Source organism: Croceicoccus gelatinilyticus, assembly GCF_018398395.1.
GTDB lineage: Bacteria > Pseudomonadota > Alphaproteobacteria > Sphingomonadales > Sphingomonadaceae > Croceicoccus > Croceicoccus gelatinilyticus.
Map to the genome: position 1 here is coordinate 644,456 of NZ_JAHCBF010000001.1, position 26,876 is coordinate 671,331.

Below are 26,876 nucleotides of genomic sequence, written 5' to 3' on the forward strand. Positions count from 1 at the left end.
GGGCGACGGAGCTTTATCAGCTCTCGCCCGTTGGAATGGGCATGAACGACCTAATCGTCCAGCTTATCGAAGGCGGAGGCTATCTCGGCATCGCTTTCCTGATGGCGCTGGAAAACGTGTTCCCGCCGATCCCCAGCGAAGTCATCATGGGCGTCGCTGGCGTTGGCGTGCATGCGGGCCGTCTGTCGTTCTGGCCGGTGCTGTTCTGGGGCACGCTGGGCACTACCGTCGGCAACTACATGTGGTTCTACATTGGCCACAAGCTGGGCTACAAACGGCTCCAGCCCTTTGTCGAGAAACATGGCCGCTGGCTGACGATGGAGTGGTCGGACATCGAGCGTAGCTCTCGCTTCTTTCAGAAGCACGGCCAGTGGGTCGTGTTCTTTTTGCGGTTTTCGCCCCTGATGCGCACGATCATCTCGCTCCCGGCCGGGCTTGCCTGCATGAGCGTTTGGCGTTTCCTCATCTTTACGTTCCTCGGCTCGGCCATCTGGAACGCGGCTCTGATCGGCAGCGCTACGCTGCTGGCCGGTTGGATTTCGGGGTTTGAGGACGTGCTGGGATATGTTGTTCTGGGGCTGATCGTTCTGGGAGGGATCTGGTACGCTTATCGCGTGATCACATGGCAGCCCAAGTCGCCTCCGGGCGAGCCTGCCGAGTAATTAGTCCGCGTCCTCGCGCGGATGCGCGTTGCGATAGACATCAAGCAACGTTGCCGCGTCCACTTTCGTGTAAATCTGTGTCGACCCCAGGCTCGCATGGCCAAGTAGTTCCTGCAGGCTGCGAAGATCTGCGCCCGCGGCCAAAAGATGCGTGGCAAAGCTGTGTCTAAGTGCGTGGGGTGTGGCCGACGGCGGTAGGCCAAGCGCTTGCCTCGCTCGAGCCGTGGCGCGCTGGACCACTCCTTGGGCAAGCCTTCCTCCCCGAGCACCGCGGAACAGGGCCTGATGCGGATTAAGCGTGAAGGGTGTCGCCTGCACATAAGCGGCCACGGCATCACGCACCAAGGGCAGGATCGGAACCGTCCGCTCCTTCCCGCCTTTGCCTTTTACGACCAGCGTATCGCCCAGTGGCAGGGCATCGCCGTTTAGCGAAAGCGCTTCTGCGATGCGAAGGCCCGAACCGTAGAGCAAGAGCAATACAGCACGGTCTCTCGCCCCGATCCAGGGTTCGGCTGCGTCTTCCTCGACCGTCGATGCAAGGTTTACCGCATCGTCAGGCGTCACGGCGCGCGGGATGCCCTTCTTCACGCGTGGCCCGCGCATGCGCGGCGCCGAAAGTCTCTCCGAACCAGTCTTTTGCTGGCAGAACTTCAAGAAACTTCGAATTGCCGACAGTTCTCGCGCGGCCGAGGTGTTCGACAACCCATCAGCGCGTCGGGCGGCCATGAAGCGTCGCAGCAGCGTCTGGTCCGATGCTGCCAGCGGTTGCCATTCGGGCTCCACGCCATCGAACCGCAAGAGCCGCTCTGCCGCTGCGACATAGGCGCGGACGGTATGCTCCGACCGGCGCAGGTTGTGCGAGAGGTGACCGTGCCAAGTCGACAGGATGCGCTCGGCCCGAAAGTCGAGGTCGGGCCCGCTCATTGCGTGTCCATCAGGTCCGGTCCGGCGATCTCGGCCAATACGCTGTCGAGCACGACCATACCGCGTCCGGTCACGCGCAGCCTGTCGCCCTCACGCGCGATCAGGCCGAGTTTGGTGCAAAGCTCCGCCCGCATCTGGTCCACGACCGCATCTTCCCTCAATCCGAACCGACGGGCCAGGGCGGGGGCGTCGATGCCTTCAGCAAGGCGCAGGCCCATCATCAACGCCTCTGCGGCCTGTTCGGCAGCGGGCAGGGCGCGTTCCTCGGAAATACCGTGGCCCTTTTCGGCGGCGGCCTTGAGGTAGTTTTCCGGCTTGCGATGGCGCTGCGTCGCCACCCCGCCACGGCGGCCATGCGCGCCTGGGCCAATGCCGACGTAATCCTCGTAATGCCAATAAGTGAGGTTGTGGCGGCTCTCTTCACCAGGCCTCGCATGGTTGCTGATCTCGTAAGCCGGAAGCCCCGCCGTCTTCGTCCGCGTGCGGGTCATGGCGTAGAGGTCGCTGGCCAAATCTTCGTCCGGAAGCTCGAACTTGCCCAGCCGGAAGTCGGTCGCAAAGCGCGTGCCCGGTTCGATCGTCAGCTGGTAGAGCGAGAGATGCCCCGTTCCAAATGCCAGCGCGGTGCCCAGTTCCGATTGCCACTGCGCCATCGTCTGCCCCGGGCGGGCATAAATGAGGTCGAAACTCACCCGCTCGAAATGGTTCTGCGCGACTTCCAGCGCGGCGATGCCTTCCTTCGCGTCATGTAGACGGCCAAGAAATTTCAATGCATTATCGTCAAGACTTTGCAGACCGAGTGAAGTCCGGTTGATCCCCGCGACGGCCAGATCGGCAAAGCGCGCAGCCTCAACGCTCGAAGGGTTGGCCTCCAGCGTGATCTCGATGTTCGGTGCAAAGTCCCAGAGCTCGCTCGCCTGCCTGATCAGTTTTTCGACGAGCGCGGGTGGCATCAGCGAAGGCGTGCCGCCGCCAAAGAAGATCGAGCCCAGTTCCTGCCGGCCGGTGATTTCGGCCTCGTATGCCATGTCGGCCAGAAGCGCGCGTTCCCACGTGCCGGTGTCGACTTCGTTGCGCACGTGGCTGTTGAAGTCGCAATAGGGGCACTTCTTCAGGCAAAACGGCCAGTGGATGTAAAGCGCGAGCGCCATGGGTTCCTTTCAGCGCCTGTTAACCGGCTGGAGTCAATATCCTAGCCCATGGGACGGGTCACAGCAAAGACGCTCGCCGTGGCGGGTGCAATCGCAATCGTATCGACATTTGCAGCCGGCGTCGCGTCGTCGCGCGAACGGGGCTGGGTTGAAGAAGTCGGCCCCGGCAATTTCGCCGGTCGCCTGCTCGAAGCGCACAACGAGGAACGCCGCCGCGTCGGCGTGCCCCAATTGCGCTGGAGCCCCAAGCTCGCTGCCGAGGCGCAGGCGTATGCGCGCAAGCTGTCCAAGGGCAAGACGCTCGTCCACGCTAACCATGCCGAACGCGGCGGGGCGGGCGAGAACTTGTGGGCTGGCCGTGCGGGTTTCTACTCCGCCGAGGAGATGATCGAAGGCATGGTCGACGAAAAGCGCCACTTCAAGCGCGGCAATTTCCCCAACGTCAGCCGCACCGGACAGTGGCGCGATGTCGGCCACTACACCCAGCTGATCTGGCGCGAGACGACCGAAGTCGGCTGCGCCGTTGCGCCGGGTGGCGGCAACGACTGGCTCGTCTGCCGTTACTGGCCCGCCGGTAACACCTACGGCAAGCCGGTTCTCTAGACCCCGAACTGCTCGGCGACGAGCTTGCGGAATGCGTCGGCGCGGTGGCTCATGCCGTGCTTTTCCTCGGGCTGAAGCTCGGCAAAGGTGACGTCGCGGCCTTCGGGCACGAAGACCGGATCGTAACCGAAGCCCAACGTCCCGCGCGGGGGCCAGGTCAGCGTGCCGTCGACACGGCCCTCGTAAACCGCCTCGCGCCCATCGGGCCATGCGATGGCCAGCACGCACGAGAACCACGCATCGCGCGGCGCATCGGGGCCCTTTTCGGCGAGCATCCCCTCGACCTTGCCCATCGCCATGTACCAGTCGCGGCCAGCCGATCCCTCGAACCACTGCCGCTCTGCCCAGTCGGCGGTATAGACACCGGGGCGCCCGTCGAGCGCGGCAACCGACAGGCCCGAATCGTCGGCAAGGCTGACGATCTGCGATGCCTGTGCCGCCGCCCGCGCCTTGATCAGCGCGTTTTCGACAAACGTGGTCCCCGTCTCGGGCGGTTCGGGCAGACCCAGAGAGCCCGCCGAAATGCAATCGACGCCATAAGGCGCGAGCAGGGCCGAGATTTCCTTCAGCTTGCCCGCGTTGTGCGTGGCGATGACCAGCTTGCCGGAACCGAGACGGGGATTATCGCTCATCGAACCGCGATGTCCTGCGCTTTGAAGATGTCGTCACAGCCGGTGCGGGCCAGACGCAGGAGGCGCAGCAGGCCTTCCTCGTCGTAAGTCGCGCCTTCTGCGGTTGCCTGCACCTCGGCGATCTGGCCGCCTTCGATCAGGACAAAGTTCGCGTCGGCATCGGCGTTCGAATCCTCGTCATAGTCGAGGTCGAGCACCGGCGTGCCCTTGAAGATGCCGCAGGAAACTGCCGCGACCTTGCGGGTCAGCGGGTCTTCCTTGATCGCGCCGCTGTCCATCAGGCCCTGAACCGCAAGGCGCAGGGCAACCCACGCGCCGCTGATCGAGGCAGTGCGCGTGCCGCCGTCGGCCTGCAGAACGTCGCAGTCGAGCGTGATCTGACGCTCACCCAGCTTCTTGAGGTCGGTCACGGCGCGCAGGCTACGGCCGATCAGGCGCTGGATTTCCTGCGTGCGGCCCGACTGCTTGCCCTTGGCCGCTTCACGGCTGCCGCGGGTGTGCGTGGCGCGGGGCAGCATCGAATATTCACCCGTGACCCAGCCTTCGCCCTTGCCGCGCAGCCAAGGCGGAAGGCGCTCTTCGATGCTGGCGGTGCAAAGCACGCGGGTTTCGCCAAAGCTGATCAGGCACGAACCTTCAGCGTGCTTGGTGAAGCCGGTTTCGATAGTGATCGCCCGCATTTCGTCTGCGGCGCGGCCGGATGGACGCATTTTCGGTGATTCCTTGTGATGTCCTCAGGTATTCCACGCGGCGTTAGGCCACGCGGGCTTGAGGCCGCAAGGGGAGGGCCTAAATAAGACCCATGCCAAGCCTGCCGCTCAACGAGATGAACGACCGTGCCCGCGAGATTTTCCGTCTCGTGGTCGAGGGCTATCTCGATTCGGGGCAGCCGGTCGGATCGAAGGCGCTGGCTACGGCGGAGGGGATCAACCTTTCGCCTGCCTCGATCCGCTCGGTCCTTGCCGATCTGGAACGTCTCGGGCTGCTGGCCGCGCCGCATACGAGTGCGGGCCGGATGCCGACCGAATCGGGGCTGAGGCTCTTTGTCGATGGCATGATGCAGGTTGCAGAGCCCAGTCAGGCAGAGCGTATCGCAATTGAGCGTGAATTGGCGCGGCCAGGGCCGGTCGAGGATGCGCTGGCCAAGACTTCGGCCATGCTGTCGAGCCTTTCGGCCTGTGCGGGTGTTGTCATGGTCCCTGCGCGCGAACCGAGCCTTTCGCAGATGAGCCTCGTGCCGCTTGGCAATGGGCGAGCGCTGGCAGTCCTTGTCGGGGCGGACGGCGCTATCGAGAATCGCGTACTAGACCTGCCGCCGGGCACCGACTCTTCTGCGTTGGAGCAGGCGGGCAATTACATTTCCGCACAGATGGCAGGACGCACGCTGGCTGAGGCTGTGGCCGCGGTTAAGCGGGAGCTCGCCGATGAACGCGCCTCACTCGATGTAGCGGCGCGTGATCTTGTCGAGCGGGGCTTAGCCGTCTGGACCGAGGATGCGGCGCGTCGGCCCGTGCTGATCGTCCGCGGTCAGGCGAACCTGCTCGACGAAACCGCGATCGAGGATCTTGAGCGTGTTCGTTCACTGATCGACGATATCGAGCGGTCAGAGCAAGTGGCCGCGCTTCTCGCCTCTGCGCGTGATGCGGATTCGGCGCGGATTTTCATCGGGTCGGAGAACAAGTTGTTCTCGCTTTCCGGCTCGTCCGTGATCGCTTCGCCCTACCGTGACAGGGAAGGGCGCGTGATCGGAGTCGTCGGCGTGATCGGCCCCACGCGGTTGAATTACGCGCGGCTCGTCCCCATGGTGGATTTCACTGCACGGAGCCTCGGGCGAAGCCTCGGGCGTTTTTCCGGTCCCGGCTGAGTTCGGGGCAGATTTTAGTTACAGGACAGATCTAGAGCGATGAGCGAAGAACGCACCCGCGACGAAGCGGTTGAAAACGAACTCAAGGGCGTGCCCGAAGAGATGCTGGACGATACCGACGCGACCGAGGAACTGGCCGCGGACGAAGAGCGTATCGCAGCGCTCGAGGAAGAGCTGGCAGAGGCCAAGCAGCAGGTTCTCTACGCCCGCGCCGAAACGCAGAACGTGCGCCGCCGCATGGAAAAGGACGTGTCGGACGCGCGCGCTTATGCCGCGACCGGCTTTGCCCGCGACATTCTTTCGGTCTCGGACAACCTTGCCCGCGCGCTCGACGCGATCCCCGCCGACTTGCGCGAGGACGAGAAGATGAAGGGCCTTGTCGCCGGGATCGAGGCCACGGGCCGCGAGATCGAGAAGGTCTTCGGCCAGCACGGGATCACGCGCATTGCCGCGATGGGCATGCCGCTCGACCCGAACCAGCACCAGGCAATGGTCGAGATCCCGAGTGACGATGCCGAACCCGGCACTGTCATCCAGGAAATGCAGGCTGGCTACATGATCAAGGACCGCCTGCTGCGCCCCGCCATGGTCGGCGTCGCGCGCAAGCCCTGAATTAGGCGCTGATACAAAAAAAGTCCGGACTTTTTCGGAACTTCGTGTCGCCCCCTCCGTACGTCTTGTGAATGGGGGCTACAGGAGACGTTAAGATGAAGACCCGGACTTTTGCCATTCCCGCCATTGCTGCTGCAGCCCTCGCGACTGCTGGTTGTGCGGACAACTATGCCGTCGAAGGTGCTGCTGCCGGTGCCGCCGCAGGTGCCGCCGTTGGCGCCGTGACCGGCGCTGATGTCGGTACGGCTGCTGCCGTTGGTGCTGCCGCAGGCGCGGCGGGTGGCTATTTCATCGACAAGAACGACGGCTGCGACGGCTATGACCGCGACGGTCGCCTCGATGACGATTGCTATGGAACCGCCGGTTATCCGGTTGATCCGCGTTACTGAGCGCAATTTGTTTTGATTGTAGAGGGCGCAGGGTATCGATCCTGCGCCCTTTTCTATGTGGGCCTGAAGGGCAGGATACTCTCCAGCTGCGCCAATGGCGGAGCTCCCCGCAACTTATAGCCGTTTCGTAACAGAAAAGTGTGGCGCACGATTTCGGCCTGCTGCTCGATGCCATATTTGTGGAGCGGTTGCCCTGGACGCACCGCGTAGTCGTAGCGGCAGAACGGATGGCGCATCAGGGGTAGCCAGAACCGCCCTTTTTCCTGTGCCTGCCAAACATGCGTCATCTCGTGAATGAATAGGCCCTGCGAGGACACTGGCCCTGCAGAAAAGTCGTCGTGATAGGCGACATGTTCTGCCGGAAAGTGGATGTGCCCCATGGGGGCCATCGCGGTGTTCGTCGGCTGGAACGGAAACCAGCGTTTGCGCCGGATCGTCACCGGTCCGACATCGACCGCCGCGCCGAAGACCGAGCGGACGAGGGCTTTTTCCCCGTCCGTCAGTCCTCGTGTTCCGCCGGCAGGACAGGCGTGAACCGGCTTGGTCATTCCGCTCAGTCCATGCCCTCCATGGCGGAATGATCCATCCCGCCAGCGCCGGTGACCGGTGCCTGGATCGAGGCCTTGTCGCCGTCCGCGAAGGAAATCGTGACATCGGCAGTACCACCGGGAGCAATCGTTGCGTCCATGTCGAACAGCATGACGTGGTAGCCGCCGGGCTGGAAATTCAGCGCCTCGCCCGGCTGCAGGTCGATCGTTTCGACAGCTGCCATCGTCATCTTGCCGTCGACTATGTTGGTTTCGTGAATTTCGCTACGGTCTGCGCCAAGCACGCTGACCGACGCGATCGTGCGCGGTGTTTCGGACGCGATTGTGAAATAGGCGACGCCCGGGCGGCCGGACACCGCGGGCATGCGGACTTGGGCGTCGGTGAGTGAAACTCCTTCTGGCGCATCTGCCGCAACAGGGACGTCGACGACTTCGGTCTCCGTAGGCTCAGGCGCGTCCGATCCGCAGGCCGCAAGGGCAAGGGGCGCGCACAGAGTGAGAAGAAGCGTCGCGGTCTTGGTATTCAGTCGCATTTTCAAAGGTTCCACAGCCTGTTCCAATTGGTTCCCAAATAGGACGTGCACAGGTCTTGTGCCACTGAAAAGCGCCCCTATATCGCCGTTGCAGTCACGAGCCGCGCGGCGGGCCTGCCCGCTATTGGGGGGCCCCGAAAGCGCGGTGTCAAACAAAGGATGGAAAGTACAAGATGGCTAAAGTTATCGGCATTGACCTCGGCACGACCAATAGCTGCGTCGCGGTGATGGACGGCGACAAGCCCAAGGTTATCGAGAACTCGGAAGGCGCACGCACCACGCCTTCGATCGTTGCCTTTACCAAGGACGGCGAACGCCTGATCGGCCAGCCGGCAAAGCGCCAGGCCGTGACCAACCCCGACAACACCCTTTTCGCGATCAAGCGCCTTATCGGCCGCCGCTTCGACGACCCCATGACCAAGAAGGACATGGAACTGGTCCCCTATGACATCGTCAAGGGCAAGAACGGCGACGCTTGGGTCAAGGCTGGCGGCGAAGATTATTCGCCCTCGCAGATCAGCGCCTTCATCCTGCAGAAGATGAAGGAAACCGCCGAGAGCTATCTTGGCGAAACGGTCACGCAGGCGGTTATCACCGTTCCCGCGTACTTCAACGACGCGCAGCGCCAGGCGACCAAGGACGCCGGCCAGATTGCTGGCCTTGAAGTCCTGCGCATCATCAACGAGCCGACGGCGGCAGCGCTGGCCTATGGTCTCGACAAGGAAGACGGCAAGACGATTGCTGTTTATGACCTTGGCGGCGGTACGTTCGACGTCTCGATCCTCGAGATCGGCGACGGCGTGTTCGAAGTGAAGTCGACCAACGGCGACACGTTCCTCGGCGGTGAAGATTTCGACACCGCGGTCGTGGAATTCCTCGCCGACGCGTTCAAGAAGGACGAAGGCATCGACCTGCGCGGCGACAAGCTTGCCCTGCAGCGCCTGAAGGAAGCCGCCGAAAAGGCCAAGATCGAGCTGTCCAGCGCGCAGTCGACGGAAGTGAACCTGCCGTTCATCACTGCCGACCAGAACGGTCCGAAGCACCTCGTGAAGACGATCAGCCGCACCGACCTCGAAAAGATGGTTGAGCACCTGATCGCCCGCACCAAGGAGCCGATGAAGAAGGCTCTGGCCGACGCAGGCGTCAAAGCAAGCGAAGTCGATGAGGTCGTTCTCGTCGGCGGCATGACCCGCATGCCCAAGGTTCGCGAAGCCGTGAAGGATTTCTTCGGCAAGGAACCGCACACCGGCGTGAATCCGGACGAAGTCGTTGCCATGGGTGCAGCGATCCAGGCCGGCGTGCTTCAGGGCGACGTCAAGGATGTGCTGCTGCTCGACGTGACCCCGCTCTCGCTGGGCATCGAGACGCTGGGCGGCATCATGACCAAGATGATCGATCGCAACACCACGATCCCCACCAAGAAGAGCCAAGTCTACTCGACCGCTGACGACAATCAGCAGGCTGTGACGATCCGCGTCTTCCAGGGCGAGCGCGAAATGGCGAGCGACAACAAGCTGCTTGGCCAGTTCGACCTAGTCGGCATTCCGCCCGCACCGCGCGGCGTTCCGCAGATCGAGGTTACCTTCGATATCGACGCGAACGGCATCGTGAACGTGTCCGCCAAGGACAAGGGCACCGGCAAGGAACAGCAGATCCGCATCCAGGCATCGGGCGGCTTGTCGGATACCGACATCGACCAGATGGTGCAGGACGCGGAAAAGTTCGCCGAGGAAGACAAGAAGCGCAAGGAACGTGCCGAGGCACGTAACCAGGCCGACAGCCTTGTCCATTCGACCGAACAGCAGCTCAAGGAACACGGCGATGCGATCGACGCTTCGCTGAAGTCCGAGATCGAGGCTGCTGTTGCCGAAGTGAAGACAGCGCTTGAAGGCGACGACGCCGACGCGATCAACGCCAAGAGCCAGGAACTCGCCGAAAAGGCCATGAAGATGGGCCAGGCGATCTACGAGAAGCAGCAGGCCGAAGCGGCACCGGCAGACGGTGCAGCAGCGGGCAGCGAAGGCGCTGACGAAGAAGTCGTCGACGCCGAGTTCTCGGAAGTCGACGAAGGCGAGAACAAGAACTGATCGGCACATGCCGACGGTGAAACCGTGATAACTCCGGCCCGCTTCTTCCAAGGGTTACGCACCTGCGTTAACCAACGGGAGAGCGGGCCGGATTTATATAACGAACCGGCAAACGCGCGAACGGACCCGATGGGCGATTCGACGCACGCCGACACGCTGCTACAGGGCAGCTTTTTCAATGAATTTCAGATCATGAGGACGGGTTAGTCAGTGGAAACCGAGGTCGACTTTTACGAGCTTCTCGAAGTCGAGCGCACGGCGGACGACAAGACGATCAAGTCCGCATATCGCAAGCTCGCGATGAAATATCACCCCGACCGCAATCCGGGTGATGCCGATTCAGAGGCCCGTTTCAAGGCGATCAGCGTCGCCTACGATTGCCTCAAGGATCCGCAGAAGCGCGCCACTTACGACCGTTACGGTCACGCAGCCTATGCACAGGCCCAGCAGGGCGGCGGCGGCGGAGGCGGCGGCTTCTCCGACATCGGCGATATCTTTGAAACGATCTTTGGCAGTGCCTTCGGTGGCGGTGCAGGTGGTCGTCCGCGTCGCGGCGCGGACCTTCGCTACGACATGGAAATCAGCCTTGAAGAGGCATTCCATGGCAAGGAAACCGAGATCGAGATCGAGGTCTCTCAAACGTGCGAGCCTTGCTCCGGCTCCGGCGCCGAACCCGGCACAGACCGTACCCGCTGCCCGACGTGTCAGGGCCACGGCAAGGTCCGCGCGCAGCAGGGCTTCTTCATGGTCGAGCGTCCTTGCCCGACCTGCCACGGCCGCGGCGAGATCATCGAGAAGCCTTGTGCTGCCTGTCGCGGCGAAGGCCGTGTCGATCAGCCGCAGAGGCTGGAAGTCACGATCCCGCCGGGCGTTGAGACGGGCACTCGTATCCGCCTCTCCGGCAAGGGCGAAGCTGGTCCGATGGGTGCGCCTCCGGGCGATCTCTACATCTTCATTCACGTGCGACGTCACGACGTTTACGAACGTGAGGGTACGACCCTTCTGACGCGTGTGCCGATCACATTCACGAAGGCTGCGCTAGGCGGCACAGTCGGGCTTCCCGGCCTCGACGGTGAGTGGGTGACGATCAACATCCCCGCCGGCATCCAGTCGGGCGAACAGCTTCGCAAGCGCGGGGATGGCATGCCGGTGCTTCAGGGGCGCGGCCGTGGGGATCTCGTGATCGAGGTAAAGGTGGAAACACCGCGCAAGCTATCGACCAAGCAGAAAGAGCTTCTTCGCGAGTTTCAGCAGAGCGAAACCGATGCGCAGTGCCCTGAATCGCAGGGATTCTTCGAGCGCATCAAGGCTGGTTTTTCCAAGCTCTAACCCAGCTTTTCGGTGATTTCGTGTTCTAAGCGCGAGATGAGGTGACGGTTCAGAAGACCGGCCTCGCGCTCTTCCGCGAGTACGCCAAGGAAAGCCTCGCGCTTGATCGCGTTTATTTCGCCAAGGGGCACCGGCCCTTCATCGCCAAGCGTTGATGCCGTGATGTCGATCAGACGTTCTGCCCCGTGCAGTCGGCCCCAAAGGTAGTCGTTTTCGCGATAGGCGCGGCTGAAGAACGCGCCGAAATTATAGAACTCGATGCCGCGCAGACTGTCCACTGCTCCACCCTTGCGGATCGCGCTGGCGTCTTCGGGCGAGATCCGATCGACCTTGACCGGATCGAACTCGTCCATACCCCTTGCGCCGAGCAGGGGCAGCGTGGCGATGTCGTAAAACGGGAACCCGAGATAGGCGAGCAGCAACTTGCGACGCTGCTCACGCGGCAGGGGAGACAACCCTTCGGCAAGAAGCGCGTCGACCTGCGGATCTGTCTGCGCAAGATTGCGGCGATCGGCGATGGTCGTGAGAACCGCTTCCGGATCATCGATGATACTTTCCGCAATTGCAGGAAAGTCCGTGCCCAGCGACTCTGCTTGCTCAAGCTTCGTGTAGAGCGCGATCGCCTCGTAAATCGCATTGCGGGCGATCTCGCGCATCTCAGGCTTGAGTTCACCGCCGATATCGCCGGGCGCCAATCGCCTTGCAAGGAGTCGTAGTCGCCGGTTCCTGAACCCGATGTCATGCGTGCGGAAAAAGGCGACTGCCTGTTCGTTTGCGCCGCCGCCATGCGCTGCCAGAGTGGACAGGCCCTGTGCATCGAGGAATCGGGTCAAACTGTCGACCACGGCACCATGCGTCGGCGGTTCGCTTTCGATTGCGCGCCGCACGAGGTGAGCTAGGTGGTCGAGGATTTGCGCATATTTTGCCTGCGCATAACTGTGAAACGCATAGCCGGCTTTCTCTGCAGCGGCCTGTTGCGCTTTCCTGCGCCACTTGCCGAGCCGGTCTGTGTTGGGCCGGTCAAGGAACAGCGTTCGGCCCAGCAACTTGTCGATCGTTGCCTCAACCTCTGGCCGAAGGGCATCGACGATATTTCGCGCGCGCACTGCCTCTGCCGAATGGCGAGCAATGCGTTCGATGTCGTCGCGGATCGGCTGCTCTCTCGGGATGGAGGATAACGCCCCGAAGATCGCGCTGAAAAATCCGATGGGCCGGTTTTCGGTGGTCCTTTCGGCCATTCGGAAATCGGGATGGGGGTCGATATAGACAAAGCGCCGGTCCACCTCGCGCGTTGCTGGCCTGTTTTCCAGCGCCCGGATCGCTTCGGCAAACGGCGCGCCGACAAGGACTGCCCCGTCAATAAGCGCAACGCTATCGAGGTCTCCTGCATGGACATGGTGCGGCATTACACGTCGCAGGAACCTGTCACGGTTGGCCCAACCGGTGCCACGTTCCTCGGTAAGCTCGTCGATTTCTTCCAGCTGGAGTGGCGGGAACGCACCCGGAAAACTGGCCGTGGCTCGCGCCGCGAGAACCAGTTCCGGCCGTGAAGCCATCACCTCGTCACCGCCATGTGCTCGAAAGGATATCGGCAGGCGATGTTCGGCCTCTGATGCGTCAGCGGGGCTATGGACATGCAAGGGCGCGCGATAGCCGCGGAAATCGGTCGTCGTTACAAACAGATCAATCGGATGGCCCGCCGGTATAAGTGGTTGAGCTTCGGGCTGCGCCTGCATCGCGACCAGCGCGTCATCGATCAGGCGAGAGAACCCGGGGCCGGAGAAAGGCGGCGCGAACCAGCGGCTTCGCATGAGACGCGACAGCTTGGCACGCACTTCGGCTCGCGTTTCAGGTGCAACAGTTCGCGATACCGCGTTGCCAGGCCGGCGCAGGGTCCATTCGACTAGCGGCTGCGCCCAGATCTTCGAGAACTTGTGCCCCGGTCTGGCCTCTGGCGCTAGCAGGACGTCGCTGTCGGCGCATTCAAGCCAGAGCCGGGTCAGCGGATCGAGCGACCGCCCGGTGAGAAGCGCTTGTCCAAGGAAAATCGCATTCATGCCCCCGGCACTCGCGCCGGAGAGGATGTCCGGGATGACCCGCAAGCGCGTATGGCCATATTTCTCAATCGCGGTCAGCAGTCGGAAATACGCGCCCTCTGTCCCGGCGGGTTCGGGTTCTCGGTCGCGGTGCTTCTGGCTTGCGGCGGCAAGCTTGAAGACTTCTTTCGTCACGCCATGCATGTAAACGGCGAGGCTGACCCCACCATAGCAGACAAGCGCGATGCGCAGTTCCTTCTCCCGCATAGGAACAGGATGGCACGGCAAGGTGCGGGATGGAAAGCGCTTTTCCCCAGCCAATCACTATTGCGTTCCTTTTATGTTCCAGTTACGCGAAGGGCATGGCCAAACCAAAGCGTCGATACGTCTGCCAGGCATGCGGCAGCATCAGCCACCGATGGCAAGGGCAGTGTCCCGATTGTGCGGAGTGGAACACGCTCATGGAAGAGGCGCCTGCGACGGTGTTCTCGGCCAAGCACGACTTGTCCGGTGGCGGCAGGGCGATCGATTTCGTCGCGCTCGATGCGCCCACGCCGCTTCCGGTGCGGCGCAAGACGGGCCTTGCAGAATTCGACCGCGCGCTTGGCGGTGGCCTGGTGCCGGGAAGCGCGGTCCTCATGGGTGGCGATCCGGGTATCGGCAAATCGACGCTCCTGCTGCAAACGGCGGCCAGCATCGCGCGGGGCGGTGGTAATGTCGTCTACATCAGCGGTGAGGAGGCAGCAGGGCAGGTAAGGCTTCGGGCAGAGCGGCTCGGGCTTGCCGATGCGCCGATCAAGCTGGCATCGGCGACTTCGGTTCGCGACATCCTGACGACTTTGGGCAGCATGGATTCGCCCGACCTGCTGGTGATCGATTCCATCCAAACGATGCATTCCGACCAGATCGAAGGGGCGCCGGGTACGGTCAGCCAGGTCCGGGGCTGTGCGCTGGAACTGATCCGTTATGCCAAGTCCAGCGACTGCGCCCTGGTGCTGGTCGGGCACGTGACAAAGGACGGCAATATCGCAGGACCGCGTGTCATGGAGCACATGGTCGATGTGGTGATGAGTTTTGAGGGCGAACGCTCGCATCAGTACCGCGTGTTGCGGGCTCTCAAGAACCGCTTTGGCGCGGTTGACGAGATCGGGGTGTTTGCCATGGAAGGGCAGGGGCTTGCCGAAGTGTCCAACCCGTCGAGCCTGTTTCTGTCGGGGCGAGATGAGCCCTTGGCCGGGAGCGCGGTTTTCCCCGCCCTGGAAGGCACACGGCCTGTCCTGGTCGAGATCCAGGCGCTGATCGTCCGCCTTCAGTCGGGGGCAACGCCGCGGCGCGCTGTTGTCGGGTGGGACAATGGCAGGCTGGCCATGTTGCTTGCCGTGTTGGAAGCGCGATGCGGGCTCAATTTTTCGTCCGCCGAAGTCTATCTCAACGTGGCGGGCGGCTACCGCCTGACCGATCCGGCTGCGGACCTTGCCGTGGCTGCTGCGCTGGTTTCGGCTTTATCCGACAAGGCCTTGCCGAGGCGTTCGGTGTGGTTCGGTGAAGTTTCCCTCGCTGGAGAAATTCGTCCGGTGGCGCATGCCAACCTTAGGCTTCGCGAATCCGCGAAATTGGGGTTCGATAGTGCCGCTGGTCCGACGAATGGAGGCGGGAAGGAGGGGAAAGACGATTTTCCCGACTACCGTCCGATGACGAGTTTGCTTAACCTGGTGGACAGGGTTGTAGGTAGTTCATAGCTTTTCATCATGACGGCATTCGACATTGCGGTCCTCGTGATCGTCGGGCTCAGCGCGCTGGGCGGACTTTCGCGCGGTTTCGTGCATGAAATTCTCGCATTGGCGGCCTGGATTGCGGCGATCGCTGCCGTGTATCTTTTCCACGCGCCGCTAAGCGATATCATTCTCGCGTTTTTCCGGGACAATCAGACGAATGCGGCGCTGCTGGCGTTCGTTATCCTGCTCATCGTGCCGCTGATCGTGATGCGGCTGATCGCGCGTTGGGCAGGGTCGAAGATGCGGGAATCCGTGCTTGGCTTCATCGACCGGATTCTCGGGTTCGGGTTCGGTCTCGTGAAAGGCTTCATTCTCGTCGTTTTGACGTTCTCGATCATCGCGCTGGGCTACGACACGGTATGGAGTGCGGAGGGCCGGCCGGATTGGGTGACGGATGCGCGATCCTATCCGTTCGTGAATGCTGCCAGTGGTGCTCTGGTCGATACCGTATCAGAACGGAAAGACGAGATGCTGGAGGAACAGGCACCGGAAGCTGAGGCGTGAGCGTCCAAAGGCTCTATACGCCAGAGGTTCTTGCCGCAGCGGTCTCGCTTGCGAAATATCCGCTTACGCCAGATCTGGCAAAGCGTGGCTCGGCCCGATCAGCCTCTTGCGGAAGCAGGATCGAACTTGGCTTGGCACTCGACGCCGATGAGCGAATTGAAAGGGTCGGTTTGGCCTCGCACGCCTGCGCCATTGGGCAAGCTAGCGCCGCCGTTTTCGCAGATGCGGCCAAGGGTATGCGCAAGTTGGACATCAATACTGCGCGCGATCAGATCGCACTTTGGCTGACGGGTGAGGGCGAGATGCCGGGTTGGCCCGGTCTCGATCTGATCTCTGCGGCAAGAGATTATCCGGGACGCCATGGTGCCATGCTTCTTGCGTGGAATGCTGCTTGCGACGCGCTTGCTGACTGAAGGTAGGTGAAATTGCGTTTCGCCGGCTTGGCAAAGCCTCGTCCTGCTGCCTAAGTCTTTTCCCGATTGGACGGGACCCGGGAGGATATCATGGCGGCGGACACGGCCGATGAGCAGGAACTGAGCGGTTCGGAGGTTCGGCTTGTTGTCGGCGCGTCTTCCGTTGGCACTATCTTCGAATGGTATGATTTCTTCATCTACGGGACCTTGTCGGGCCTGATCGGTGCCGCGTTCTTCCCCGGTGAAAACGCAATTCTGCAGACACTCCTGGTGTGGGCCGGTTTTGCCATCGGGTTCGGATTTCGTCCCCTGGGCGCCATACTGTTCGGGTTTCTTGGCGACAGGCTGGGGCGGAAATACACGTTCCTTGTCACGGTCACCCTAATGGGCGTTGCAACGGCCGGGGTCGGACTGGTGCCTTCCGCCGAGACGATCGGGCTTTTTGCGCCTGCAATAGTGATCGTGCTGCGTATCCTGCAAGGCCTTGCCCTAGGCGGCGAATATGGCGGCGCGGCGATCTATGTCGCCGAACATGCTGCACCGAACCGGCGTGGTTTTTACACGTCATTCATTCAGGCAAGCGTGGTCGGCGGTTTCGTTCTCTCGATTGTCGTCGTGCTCGCATGCCGCGCGCTGATACCGGAAGCCGCTTTCGCTGATTGGGGCTGGCGCATTCCGTTCCTGCTTTCGCTCCTCTTGCTGGCTGTCTCTTTGTGGATGCGGCTGAGACTTTCCGAGAGCCCCGTCTTCAAGGCGATGAAGGAAGCGGGCGAAACGTCCGGCAATCCGTTTGTCGAAAGCTTCACTTACCCCGGCAATATCAAGCGGATCATCGTCGCCCTTGGCGTCACGGCGGGTCTGACCACGATCTGGTACACCGCGTTTTTCACAACGCTATCGTTCCTCAAAGGTCCGATGCGCATGGAGGATCTGGCGGTTGAACTGATCCTGCTTATTGCCGCAGTGCTCTCGATGGGGTTCTACATCTTTTTCGGACGCCTTTCGGACCGGATCGGGCGCAAGATCCCGATCGTGTGGGGCAATGCCGCTATCCTCGTGCTGCTGTTCCCGGTCATGTGGGGCATCGGCGCTCTCGCCAATCCGCAACTGGCCCAAACTTCCCGCGCAGCACCCGTCAGCGTGAGCGGGCCCGAATGCTCCTATAACCCGTTTGCGGACCTGACAGGGGCAGAGCAATCACAATGCGGCCAATTGCTTGAAGTGCTGACGGGGTACGGAATTCATTACCAGATCGCGGAAAGCGACGCTCTCAGCATGCAGGTGGCTGACCGTTCGGTTTCTTTCGAAGATGTCGATTGGGAAAACGGCACCGAACGGCGCGATGCCATCCGGACCGAGCTTGAGGCAGAGGGATACTCCTTCGCCAAGCAGACGCCGCCCTTGGTCAACATGATCGGGATCGTCGCCCTGATCGTGGTGCTCGGCATACTGTCCGCGGCGAACTACGGACCCGTGGCCGCCCTTCTATCCGAAATGTTTCCGGCCAAGATCCGGTACAGCTCGATGTCGATACCCTATCATATCGGGGCCGGGTATTTTGGCGGATTTTTGCCGCTGATCGCCGCATATATCGTTGCGCGGACAGGCAATTCCTATGCTGGTCTATGGTACACTTGGGGCTTCGTCGCTATGGGCGTCGTGATCTGTGCTTGGGGCCTGAAAAGCGGGCCGCCGCGCGACTTTGAAGACAGCGATCCAGTCACTTGAAATTTTCCGACCCCGCACTGCCTCCGCCCGCACTACGCCTTCGCGTCGACAGCGCGGCGATTGGCGAAAACTGGCGTACGCTCAACCGGATGTCGGGCAAGGCCGATGCGGGCGCAGCGGTCAAGGCCGATGCATATGGCTTGGGTCTGGACCGTGCCATGCCTGCCCTGCTGGAGGCAGGTTGCCGTAACTTCTTCGTTGCCCACTGGTGTGAAGTTCCCGCGGTGCTGCAGCATGTGACTGGCACGAGCGTTGCGGTTCTGCATGGTCCCACGTCGGAGGCAGATTGCGCCTACGCCCGCGCGGTGGGCGTGCGACCTGTCTTGAACAGTCTCGCTCAGGTGAATGCTTGGCAGAGTACAGGCGGCGGACCATGCGATCTCATGATCGATACCGGCATGAACCGGCTCGGCTTGCGCGCCGAGGAACTGGGCGACCCGGCGCTTGAAGGTCTCGACGTCGAAGTGCTCATGTCGCACCTCGCCTGTGCTGATGAGGATGGACCGCAAAGCTCGCAACAGTTGAGCCGGTTCAGGGACGTGCTTGGCAAGGTTCCACATCGGCGTGCCAGTCTCGCGAACAGCGCCGGTACCGCCTTGGGGGCGGACTATGCTTTCGACATGACCCGGCCGGGGCTTGGTCTTTACGGCGGTGTCGCTCGCCCCGAACAGGCGGAGCATATCAAGCAGGTGGTCACACCTCAGGCGGCGATCATCCAGACACGGACGGTGCCCGCCGGAGAAACCGTCGGTTACGGAGCGACTTACCGCGCAGAACGCGACCTTCCGGTCGCAATCCTCTCGATCGGATATGCCGATGGCTATCTGCGCTGTTGGAGCGGGAAGGGGGCGTTCCGGTATGGCGAGGCCGTTTTGCCGGTACTAGGCCGTGTCTCGATGGACATGACGGCCATCGATATTTCTGCCGCACCGCAGCTAGCAGAGGGCGATTGGGTCGACGCGGAATATGACCTCGTCGAAGCTTCGGCCCGTACCGGTTTGACCCAATACGAATTGTTGACGTTATCAGGCCCCAGATTGCGCGGGTAATCTGTTGCCGCAGATATTGTGCGTGTGCTAATAGCAGTTGCAGCATAATCGCGGCACGAATGCTGCAATAACAGGAGGCACGGATATCTGTGGCTGAGTCCGAGAAGAAAGATGATGTCATCATCATCAAGAAATACGCCAACCGGCGCCTCTACAACACGGATTCGTCCAGCTACATCACGCTGGATCACCTTGCCGAAATGACGCGCAACGGCGTCGACTTCCAGGTCATCGACGCCAAGAGCGGCGCGGACATCACGCACCAGATCCTGACGCAGATCATCATGGACGAGGAAGCGGGCGGCTCGCAGATGCTGCCGGTCTCGTTCCTGCGCGATCTCATCGGCATGTACGGCAATTCCATGCAGTCGATGATCCCGCACTACCTCGAAATGTCGATGCAGCACTTCCGCGACAACCAGCTGAAGATGCGCAAGGCGCTAGAGGACAGCCTCGGCACCAACCCGCTGGCAAAGCTGGCGCAGCAGAACATGGCGATGTTCCAGGCCGCGACCGAAGCATTCATGGCTGCTCGACCGGGTATGCCCGGTGCGGAAGGCTCGACTGAAGAGCCCGAGAAGAAGACCGACGACATCGACACCCTGCGCAAGCAGATGGAAGAGATGCAGAAGCAGCTCGACAAGTTGGGCAAGTAGCGACAACGCTTGGCAAACGGCTTCGCCCCGCATAGGGGCGAAATGCCGGCATGACGGGGCGGCTTCGGCTGCCCCGTGTTATTTCCGGTATCCAGTTCACACGCGTATTCAGGCAGACCAACCCGTGTCCAATTCCAAGATCCGCCATGCTCTCGACATCACGCGCGAGGCCGATTTCGCCGGTTGGTACCAGGCTGTCGTTGCCCAGGCCGACATGGCCGAGGAATCGGGCGTGCGTGGCTGTATGGTCATCAAGCCGTGGGGCTACGGCATCTGGGAACGCATTCAGCGCGTGCTCGACGATGCGATCAAGGCGACGGGCCATCAGAACTGCTATTTCCCGCTGTTCATCCCGCTGTCCTACTTCGCCAAGGAAGCAGAGCACGTCGAAGGCTTCGCCAAGGAAATGGCGGTCGTCACGCACCACCGGCTGAAAGCGGAAGACGGCGGCCTTGTCGTCGATCCCGAGGCGAAGCTGGAAGAGCCGCTTGTCGTGCGCCCGACGTCCGAAACTGTGATTGGCCAGGCGATGAGCCGCTGGGTGCAGTCGTGGCGCGATCTGCCGCTGCTCACCAACCAGTGGGCCAATGTCGTGCGCTGGGAAATGCGGACCCGCATGTTCCTGCGCACCAGCGAATTCCTCTGGCAGGAAGGGCACACCGCCCACGCGAACCGTGAAGAGGCGATGGAGCACACGCTGCAGTCGCTGGAGATCTATCGCAGCTTCGCCGAAGACGTGATGGCCATGCCGGTGATCGCGGGCGAAAAGCCCGAGAACGAGCGCTTCCCCGGTGCTGTCTCGACTTTCTCCATCGAGGCGATGATGCAGGACGGCAAGGCGCTTCAGGCGGGTACCTCGCACTACCTCGGCACCGGTTTCGCAGAAGCTGCGAACATCCAGTACCAAGACAAGGAAGGCCAGCAGACACTGTGCCACACGACCAGCTTCGGCATGTCGACCCGCATGATCGGCGGCATGATCATGACGCATGGCGACGATGACGGCCTTCGCGTCCCGCCGCGGCTTGCGCCGCACCAGATCGTGATCCTTCCGATGCTGCGCGAAAAGGAAGGCGATGCCGAAGTGCTCGCCTACTGCGAACACGTCCGCAAGGCGCTTGCCGAGCAGGATGCTTTCCGCGAACCGGTTCGCGTTCTGCTCGACAGCCGGCCGGGCAAGTCGGCGCAGAAGCGTTGGGACTGGGTCCGCAAGGGTGCGCCGATCATCGTCGAGGTTGGTCCGCGCGACATGGAGAACGGCAAGGTCGCCGTGCTGCGCCGCGACCGGCTGTGGCGTGAAGACGGCAAGCCCGACTTCGATTTTGCCGAACGCGACGACTTCATCTTTTGCGCAGCATCGACGCTCGAAAGCATCCAGTCCTCGCTTTACGAGGAAGCCCTCAAGCGCCGTGACGAGAACATCCGCCACGACATCGAAACGTTCGAGGCGCTGGCGGAGCATTTCAGCGAAACCGCGAAGAAGCCGGGCTGGGTCAAGGTCGCCTGGTCGAAGCCGACCGGCGATGCTCTGGAGGCCGTGGTCGAGAAGCTGAAAAGCCTGAAGCTGACGATCCGCAACACCCCGATGAACGAGGACAAGCCCGAAAAGCCGTGCTTCTTCACCGGCGAAGACGCGGTCGAAACGATCTACGTCGGCCGCGCCTACTGATCGTCCGCATCAGGCGGGGAGGGGGCTCCCCTCCGCCTGTGCTGCGTAAAGTTCGAACATGTCGCGCACGGGGCGGCCAAGCGCAGCCTCGAATGCGACTTGCGTACCGCCCTGCATCGCACTGTCGCGCGCATCGTCGCCGAGGTTGGACTGGAAGATACCGGCCGCGCTGACGGGCAGGAAGTCCTCCCACACGATCGGCACGGCGCCGTTCTCGTCCTCTCGGAAGTAGGCAAGGCCATCGCTGCGCAGCATTGCCCAATCGTCGGGGAAGTCCGCGAAGGACGCGGCAAGCGCTTCCTCGTAGTCCCCGCCTGCAGCAAGCGCGCTGTTGAGGCAGGTGTCGTAGAGGTCGCGGCCCTTGGGTGTGAGTGCAGCACCGCGCTGCTCGATCTCGCCGAAACGTGCGGTATGCGCACCTTCGCTGCCGTCCTTGAACGTGACCGCTTCGGACAGGGCCTTGAAGCTCGTCTGGCGCAGCAGGATCGGACACTTGCGGCGCGGCGGGCCTTCGATGCGGTCTTTCGCATCGATGCCGCGCGCGACCATCTCGGCCTGCACTGTGTCGATGTCGAGCGTCCGCGGGGTGAGGTGATTGATATGCGGCCCCTTGAAGCAGACGATGTCGGCGACAAGGCCATGCTGCGCTTTCATTGCGCGGTAATCGGCTGACGAAACCTGTGCTTCCGAATGCCAGCGGAAAACCTCCAGCCCCTCGGCCAGGAATGCTGCGCCGTCGTCATCGCCGAGCCCGCCATCGCTTTCTGCCTTGGCGATCAGGTCGAGCAGGCGGTCCGAACAGATTTGGCGCTGCGACAAGGCTTCCGAAGCTCGGTCGCGAAGTTCAAGGTCTTCGATCAGTTCCAACCGCAGCAGCGAGCAGAACATGCGGAAGGGATTGGCGGCCAGTGCCTCGTTCGTCACCGGACGGAACGCGGTAGAGTGGACCGGAACGCCCGCGGGCGACAGGTCGTAATAGCCGACCGGCTCCATCCCCATGACCGCGAAGAACCGCCGCATCTGCGACAGCTCTTCCGCCGTCCCGACACGGATCGCGCCGTGACGCTCTGCCGAAAGGCGCGCGCCGTCGCGGCTTGCCAGATCGGCATCGGTCTTCGCATTCACGTCCGCCACGATGTCGAGAAGCGTCGCGTAAAGCGGCACTTCCTCGCGGTACATCGCCGACATTGCCGCGCTGAAACGGGTGCGCAGCAGGTCGCTGGAAACGAAAGTCATTCGGGTCAGTCCTTCTTCGTGCCTTGCGCGACCTCTTCGGAGAATGCCTCGAAGCTGACGGGGCGGCCGAGGAAATCCTCGACCAGCTCGGCAGCGGGGCGGGTGCCGCCTGCGCCGAGCACTTTCACGCGGTAGTCCATCGCGGTTTGCGGATCGCGCAGCCCTGCGGTCTTGAAGCGGGTGAACAGGTCGGCCGCGATCACGCGAGACCAGCCGTAAGTGTAGTAGCCCGCCGAATAGCCATTGAGATGACCGAACCGGCCCTCGCTATGCGTGCCTTCGGGGAAGGGCAGCATCGAGTATTCGTTGACCCACGTACGATACGCTTCCGACAGGTCCTCGGGAGCAGGGCCGCGATAGTAGTTCAGCGATGCGTTCGAATAACCTGCCTGTCGGCGTTCATACTGGCCGCGCCCGAAATAGCGGGCGGCCTGCATCTTCTCGACCAGTTCGTGCGGGATCGTCTCGCCCGCCTCGTTCTTCGCGAAGCGTGCCAGTGTGTCGTAATCGTAGACCCAGTTTTCGAGCATCTGCGAGGGGGCTTCGACAAAGTCCCGCTCGGTCGCGACCCCGGCCTGTCCGTACCAGCGCTGGTTGCCGCCGAGGATGTTGTGAATGAGGTGGCCGAATTCGTGGAGGAAAGTCTCCACGTCGCCATGCTCCATCAACCCGGTGTCATAACCGCCCTTGGGCATGTTCATGACAAGCGCGGAGACTGCCGGGGCGTCGCCCACACCGTCACGCATCGTAACATGATTGGCATGGCTGTATTTGCCGTCACGCGGATGGGAGTCGAGGTAGAAACGGCCCAGCACGGTTCCGGCTTCACGGACCTGACCACGATCGCGGATCTCAAACGTCTCTACATCCTCGTGCCAGACGTCGGTATCCCAAGGCACGATTTCGACCTGGAACAGGTCTTCGACCAGGCGGAAGACCCCGTCACGAACGTTGTCGTATGTGAAGTACTGGCGCACCTCCTGCGGATCGAGGTCGAAGCGATCTTTCATCACCTGCGTCGCGACATAGGACGTGTTGAAAATGTCGAGTTCGACGCCCGGCTTCAGTTCGGCCAGCACTTCTTTCTTCAGCGCAATGTCGGCCTCTGCAGCGGGCAGCGCAGCGGCGGCGACCTGTTCGATCTGTGCCTCTGCCTTGGCAGGCGTGTCGATCATGCGTGGTTCGAGCGCCAGGGCCGCATAGTTTTCGCGGCCCAGCGCCTTGGCCAGTTCGTCACGCTTGTTGATCAGGCGGCGAAGGGCTTCCTGATTTTCCGGATAGGCGCGCGAATAATAGACGCGCATCAGACGCTCTCGCAGTCTCTCGCTCTCTGCATAGGCGAGCACCGGAGTGACATCGGGACTTGCGGTCGTGAGTGTCACGAGGCCGTCCGGGCCGACAGGATGGGCGTCGATGAAGTCCTGCGGCAGGCCGGCCAGTTCTTCTGGTAATGCCTTGATGGAGCCCGTGCTCTCGGCGATGTTGCGGTCGAAGTCGGTCCCGGCCTTGGTGATTTCTTCCTGAAGGGCCGCGATCTTTGCGCGCCCCTCGGCATCCTGGGAAACGCCGTTGCGATCGAAGGCTTCAAGGATCTGCGACAGATAGTACTGCGTCTTCTCATCCTCGCCGCTGACGTCGACGCCTTTCAGGCGGTCATAAAGCGGACGCGAAAGGCTGATCGTGCTGTCAAAGTTATCGATCCGGCTTTCGCAATTGCCGGCAGCTTCGCGGCGTTCGGCATCCAGCATGACTTCGCGATAGACCACGAATTCGCCGCCTGCGGCATAAAGCAGGCCAATGAGTTCGTCATAAGGCTTGAGCGTATTGGCGACCGTCGCGGTGCCTTTTTCCTTTTCGAGTGCGCCGAGGCGGCGCTCAAGCTCGGTCATCACCATTTCGCATCGCGCATTTATGGTCGCAGCGTCCTTGGCCGTAGCGATCGGTTCGCCGAGGAAATCCTCGACCGTCCCGGCCTGGGCGGGGATAGCCGCCAGCGCGGTTGCGGACATCAGCGTTGCGGTGATGAGGGTCTTCATGAGGCCTGTCGTACTCTTTCAGCGTGCGTGGGCGCACGGGAATGGTTTTACATGAAACCGGATACAGGCCTGCGCATGACTGCGCAATGAAGCGTTCCCGCTTGCGCACGGGCGCGGGCAGGGCCACATGGGCGAATATGGCGAAATCTCCCAAGCGTATCCCCGGAATGCCCACCAAGAAGCAGGTCATGGACTTCATCAAGTCGTCCGAGACTCCTGCCGGAAAGCGCGAGATCGCGCGTGCCTTCGGCCTGAAGGGGCAGGAGAAGATCGCGCTCAAGGCGCTGCTGAAGGACATGGCTGACGAAGGCCTGATTGATGGCGGCCGCCGTGCCTTCCACCGCATGGGCGGCGTGCCGACGGTGACAGTGCTGCGTGTGATCGACATCGAGGAGGGCGAGGCCATCGCCATTCCCGACACGTGGGAGCCGGACAGCGGCACCCCGCCGCCGCGCCTGCGCATGATCGAAGCCAAGGCCCGCGGCAGGGCACGGCAGATGCCCGCGCTGCGCAAGGGCGACAGGGTGCTGGCGCGGACCGAGGAAACCACCAACGGCTGGCTCGCCCATCCGATGAAGAAGCTGCCCGACAGCCATGAATCCATCATGGGTGTGGTCGAGATCGACGGTAGCGGGAAGGGCTGGCTGGCTCCGATCGAGAAGTCGATGCGGTCATCGCTGCCCATCGCGAACATGGGCGAGGCTGAAAAGGGTCAGCTCGTCCTTGCCGAACCGGCTGGCAAGTCGCCGCGTTCGGGCGTGAAGGTGACGCAAGTGCTGGGCGATCCGCTGGCGCCGAAATCCTATTCGCTGATCGCGATCAACAAGTACGACATTCCCTTTGAATTCTCGTCCGACACGCTGGAAGAGGCGGAGATCGCGGCGAAACTGCCGCTGAGCGAGGACAAGCGTGAGGATCTGCGCGCCCTGCCGATCGTCGCGATCGATCCGGCCGACGCGCGAGACCACGATGACGCGATCTGGGCCGCGCCCGATGACGACCCGCAGAACGCCGGTGGCTGGAAGGCGCTTGTCGCGATCGCCGACGTGTCGTTCTACGTACGTCCGGGCAGTGCCATCGACCGCGAGGCGAGGAAGCGCGGCAATTCGGTCTATTTCCCTGACCGCGTCGTGCCGATGCTGCCCGAAATCCTGTCCGCCGACGTCTGTTCTCTGGGCGAGGGCGAGGCGAGGGCGGCAATGGCTTGCCATCTCGTCATCGACAAGACGGGGCGGATCAAGGACTGGCGCTTCACCCGCGCGATCGTCCAGATCAGCGAAGTCATCGCCTATGAGGATGCGCAGGCGCGCATCGACGCGGGTGAGGCTGGCGATAACCTGAAACACCTCTGGGCCTGCTGGAAGGCGCTGAATTCGGCGCGCGACGATCGCGATCCGCTCGATCTCGACCTTCCCGAACGCCGCGTCGTTCTGGACGAGCAGGGACGCATTGCCGAAGTCGCGGTTCGCGAACGGCTCGACGCGCACCGCGTGGTCGAGGATTTCATGATCGCGGCCAACGTCGCGGCGGCCAAAGCGCTGGAGGCCAAGGCCGCGCCCGTCGTCTACCGCATCCACGAGCCGCCGAGCCGCGAGAAGCTGATCGCGCTCAAGGACTATCTCGCGACGATGGATCGCAAGCTGTCGATGGGTCAGGTCATCACGCCCGGCCTTTTCAACCGCCTGCTGAAGGACGTCGCCGACGATACCGAGAAGGCGCTGGTGATGGAGCAGGTCCTGCGAACCCAGACGCAGGCTTATTACGGACCGAAGAATGCAGGCCACTTCGGCCTCGCGCTCGGATCATACGCGCACTTTACGTCGCCGATCCGCCGTTATTCCGACCTTCTGGTCCACCGTGCGCTGGTCGAAGCATATGGTCTGGAGCAGCCGCGCCCCAAAGACCACTCGATCCCACCGACATCCGGCCTGTCGGACCGCGACCGCGCCTCGCTCGACCGCGTGACCGAGGCAATCAGCCGCACCGAACGCCGCGCGATGGAGGCAGAGCGAGACACTATCGACCGCTATGTCGCGGCGTGGCTTTCGGGACGTGTCGGCGAAGTGTTCGAGACCCGCGTCACTGGCGTCCAAAAATTCGGCCTCTTCGCCACGATCATCGGTTTCGGCGGTGACGGGCTGGTCCCGGTCTCCGTCCTTGGTGACGAGCGGTTTTTCTACGACGAAAAGGCGCAGGTATTGCGTGGGGACCGGACCGGAACCGAGTACCGTTCCGGCGACCGGCTCGAGCTGCGACTTGCAGAAGCGAACCCGCTGACAGGCGCCTTGAAGTTCGAGCCGCCTGAATTCGAAGGGCGTATCGAACCGCGGGGCGGAAGGCCCGAACGGCGAGGCCCCAAGCGGCAGAACAAGACGGGCTACATGAAAGGCAAGCGCGGCAGGCCCGGCAATATCCGGCACCAGAACCGCAAACGCTGACG

General features: G+C 62.3%; 24 protein-coding genes. 15 read left to right on the forward strand and 9 right to left on the reverse strand.

Annotated elements, in window-relative coordinates; all coding sequences use genetic code 11:
* Positions 1–41 precede the first annotated feature (41 nt).
* Entirely contained in the window at positions 42–662 is a 621-nt protein-coding gene (locus KIH45_RS03300) for a DedA family protein (RefSeq protein ID WP_213174531.1), read from the forward strand.
* Here KIH45_RS03300 and KIH45_RS03305 read toward each other — a convergent pair whose 3' ends face one another.
* Positions 663–1,586 (reverse strand): tyrosine recombinase XerC, encoded by a 924-nt coding sequence (locus KIH45_RS03305; RefSeq protein WP_213174532.1) that lies wholly within the window; start codon positions 1,584–1,586, stop codon positions 663–665.
* Positions 1,583–2,737: a radical SAM family heme chaperone HemW gene (hemW, locus tag KIH45_RS03310; protein ID WP_213174533.1), complete on the reverse strand. Its 1,155-nt coding sequence runs from the start codon at positions 2,735–2,737 to the stop codon at positions 1,583–1,585. The genes KIH45_RS03305 and hemW overlap by 4 nt, the downstream gene beginning before the upstream one ends.
* A gap of 48 nt (positions 2,738–2,785) precedes the next feature.
* Here hemW and KIH45_RS03315 point away from each other — a divergent pair, with 48 nt between their 5' ends.
* A complete protein-coding gene (locus KIH45_RS03315; RefSeq protein WP_213174534.1) occupies positions 2,786–3,340 on the forward strand; it encodes a CAP domain-containing protein in 555 nt (184 codons plus the stop codon).
* Here KIH45_RS03315 and rdgB read toward each other — a convergent pair.
* Positions 3,337–3,972 (reverse strand): RdgB/HAM1 family non-canonical purine NTP pyrophosphatase, encoded by a 636-nt coding sequence (gene rdgB, locus KIH45_RS03320; RefSeq protein ID WP_213174535.1) that lies wholly within the window; start codon positions 3,970–3,972, stop codon positions 3,337–3,339. The two genes, KIH45_RS03315 and rdgB, sit on opposite strands and share 4 nt — an antisense overlap.
* Positions 3,969–4,682 (reverse strand): ribonuclease PH, encoded by a 714-nt coding sequence (gene rph, locus KIH45_RS03325; RefSeq protein WP_213174536.1) that lies wholly within the window; start codon positions 4,680–4,682, stop codon positions 3,969–3,971. The genes rdgB and rph overlap by 4 nt, the downstream gene beginning before the upstream one ends.
* A 92-nt stretch (positions 4,683–4,774) precedes the next feature.
* Between rph and hrcA the strand changes: the two genes are divergently transcribed.
* From hrcA to KIH45_RS03340, 3 genes are all read left to right on the forward strand, one after another.
* Positions 4,775–5,836 carry a heat-inducible transcriptional repressor HrcA gene (gene hrcA / locus KIH45_RS03330; RefSeq protein WP_213174537.1) on the forward strand — a complete coding sequence of 354 codons (1,062 nt, stop codon included), beginning with the start codon at positions 4,775–4,777 and terminating at the stop codon, positions 5,834–5,836.
* Between the two features lie 39 nt (positions 5,837–5,875).
* A complete protein-coding gene (gene grpE / locus KIH45_RS03335; protein WP_213174538.1) occupies positions 5,876–6,448 on the forward strand; it encodes a nucleotide exchange factor GrpE in 573 nt (190 codons plus the stop codon).
* 95 nt (positions 6,449–6,543) lie between these two features.
* Positions 6,544–6,837: a YMGG-like glycine zipper-containing protein gene (locus KIH45_RS03340; RefSeq protein ID WP_213174539.1), complete on the forward strand. Its 294-nt coding sequence runs from the start codon at positions 6,544–6,546 to the stop codon at positions 6,835–6,837.
* Positions 6,838–6,890: 53 nt separating this feature from the next.
* On the opposite strand, the gene KIH45_RS03345 is transcribed toward KIH45_RS03340, so the two are convergent.
* Together KIH45_RS03345 and KIH45_RS03350 are read right to left on the reverse strand one after the other, a co-directional pair.
* Positions 6,891–7,385, reverse strand: a complete 495-nt coding sequence (locus KIH45_RS03345) for a vgr related protein (RefSeq protein ID WP_213174540.1) — start codon at positions 7,383–7,385, stop codon at positions 6,891–6,893.
* Between the two features lie 5 nt (positions 7,386–7,390).
* Complete coding sequence (locus KIH45_RS03350) at positions 7,391–7,918, reverse strand: copper chaperone PCu(A)C (RefSeq protein WP_213174541.1); 528 nt, start codon at positions 7,916–7,918, stop codon at positions 7,391–7,393.
* Positions 7,919–8,091: 173 nt separating this feature from the next.
* Here KIH45_RS03350 and dnaK point away from each other — a divergent pair, with 173 nt between their 5' ends.
* Positions 8,092–10,005, forward strand: coding sequence for a molecular chaperone DnaK (gene dnaK / locus KIH45_RS03355; RefSeq protein ID WP_213174542.1), 1,914 nt, complete (start codon positions 8,092–8,094; stop codon positions 10,003–10,005).
* A 210-nt stretch (positions 10,006–10,215) separates the two neighbouring features.
* Positions 10,216–11,334, forward strand: a complete 1,119-nt coding sequence (gene dnaJ / locus KIH45_RS03360; RefSeq protein ID WP_213174543.1) for a molecular chaperone DnaJ — start codon at positions 10,216–10,218, stop codon at positions 11,332–11,334.
* Here dnaJ and KIH45_RS03365 read toward each other — a convergent pair.
* A complete protein-coding gene (locus KIH45_RS03365; RefSeq protein WP_213174544.1) occupies positions 11,331–13,637 on the reverse strand; it encodes a patatin-like protein in 2,307 nt (768 codons plus the stop codon). The two genes, dnaJ and KIH45_RS03365, sit on opposite strands and share 4 nt — an antisense overlap.
* A 95-nt stretch (positions 13,638–13,732) precedes the next feature.
* Between KIH45_RS03365 and radA the strand changes: the two genes are divergently transcribed.
* From radA to proS, 7 genes are all read left to right on the forward strand, one after another.
* On the forward strand, positions 13,733–15,109 hold the full coding sequence (radA, locus tag KIH45_RS03370; protein ID WP_213174545.1) for a DNA repair protein RadA: 1,377 nt from the start codon (positions 13,733–13,735) through the stop codon (positions 15,107–15,109).
* A 9-nt stretch (positions 15,110–15,118) separates the two neighbouring features.
* Positions 15,119–15,649 (forward strand): CvpA family protein, encoded by a 531-nt coding sequence (locus tag KIH45_RS03375; RefSeq protein ID WP_213174546.1) that lies wholly within the window; start codon positions 15,119–15,121, stop codon positions 15,647–15,649.
* Positions 15,646–16,062 carry an iron-sulfur cluster assembly scaffold protein gene (locus KIH45_RS03380; protein WP_213174547.1) on the forward strand — a complete coding sequence of 139 codons (417 nt, stop codon included), beginning with the start codon at positions 15,646–15,648 and terminating at the stop codon, positions 16,060–16,062. Before KIH45_RS03375 ends, KIH45_RS03380 begins: the two co-directional genes overlap by 4 nt.
* A 90-nt stretch (positions 16,063–16,152) precedes the next feature.
* Positions 16,153–17,790: an MFS transporter gene (locus KIH45_RS03385; RefSeq protein WP_213174548.1), complete on the forward strand. Its 1,638-nt coding sequence runs from the start codon at positions 16,153–16,155 to the stop codon at positions 17,788–17,790.
* Positions 17,787–18,839 carry an alanine racemase gene (alr, locus tag KIH45_RS03390; RefSeq protein ID WP_213174549.1) on the forward strand — a complete coding sequence of 351 codons (1,053 nt, stop codon included), beginning with the start codon at positions 17,787–17,789 and terminating at the stop codon, positions 18,837–18,839. Before KIH45_RS03385 ends, alr begins: the two co-directional genes overlap by 4 nt.
* Before the next feature lie 89 nt (positions 18,840–18,928).
* Entirely contained in the window at positions 18,929–19,495 is a 567-nt protein-coding gene (gene phaR / locus KIH45_RS03395; RefSeq protein WP_213174550.1) for a polyhydroxyalkanoate synthesis repressor PhaR, read from the forward strand.
* Between the two features lie 124 nt (positions 19,496–19,619).
* On the forward strand, positions 19,620–21,164 hold the full coding sequence (gene proS / locus KIH45_RS03400; RefSeq protein WP_213174551.1) for a proline--tRNA ligase: 1,545 nt from the start codon (positions 19,620–19,622) through the stop codon (positions 21,162–21,164).
* 9 nt (positions 21,165–21,173) lie between these two features.
* On the opposite strand, the gene KIH45_RS03405 is transcribed toward proS, so the two are convergent.
* Together KIH45_RS03405 and KIH45_RS03410 are read right to left on the reverse strand one after the other, a co-directional pair.
* Complete coding sequence (locus KIH45_RS03405; protein ID WP_213174552.1) at positions 21,174–22,400, reverse strand: VOC family protein; 1,227 nt, start codon at positions 22,398–22,400, stop codon at positions 21,174–21,176.
* A 5-nt stretch (positions 22,401–22,405) separates the two neighbouring features.
* A complete protein-coding gene (locus tag KIH45_RS03410; protein WP_213174553.1) occupies positions 22,406–24,436 on the reverse strand; it encodes a M3 family metallopeptidase in 2,031 nt (676 codons plus the stop codon).
* A 137-nt stretch (positions 24,437–24,573) separates the two neighbouring features.
* Here KIH45_RS03410 and KIH45_RS03415 point away from each other — a divergent pair, with 137 nt between their 5' ends.
* Positions 24,574–26,874: a ribonuclease R family protein gene (locus KIH45_RS03415; RefSeq protein WP_225899598.1), complete on the forward strand. Its 2,301-nt coding sequence runs from the start codon at positions 24,574–24,576 to the stop codon at positions 26,872–26,874.
* The last annotated feature ends 2 nt before the right edge of the window (positions 26,875–26,876 follow it).